This window comes from Roseivirga seohaensis subsp. aquiponti (genome assembly GCF_001267955.1).
GTDB lineage: Bacteria > Bacteroidota > Bacteroidia > Cytophagales > Cyclobacteriaceae > Roseivirga > Roseivirga seohaensis.
Window position 1 is genome coordinate 1 of sequence record NZ_JSVA01000039.1, and the last position, 271, is coordinate 271.

Consider the following 271-nt stretch of genomic DNA (forward strand, 5'->3'; position numbering starts at 1 on the left):
AACTGCGACAGTAACCATTACTTTCAGTGAAGCCGTAACAGGCTTTGCGAATGCTGATCTAACGATAGCAAACGGAACACTGAGCGCAGTAAGCTCAGCCGATGGTGGAATTACGTGGACAGCGACATTTACCCCAACAGCCGGAGTAACAGACGCCACCAACGTGATTACCTTGGACAACACGGGAGTAAGCGATGCGGCAGGTAATGCAGGGACGGGCACTACGGATTCAGGCAATTATGCTATTGACACGGCATTGCCCACAGCAACT

General features: G+C 51.3%; 1 protein-coding gene. It reads left to right on the top strand.

The genetic code is table 11. The features are described 5' to 3' along the window. Window positions 1-271 (top strand): Ig-like domain-containing protein (locus tag OB69_RS18755; RefSeq protein WP_185096929.1); only part of this gene is annotated, 271 nt, incomplete at both ends.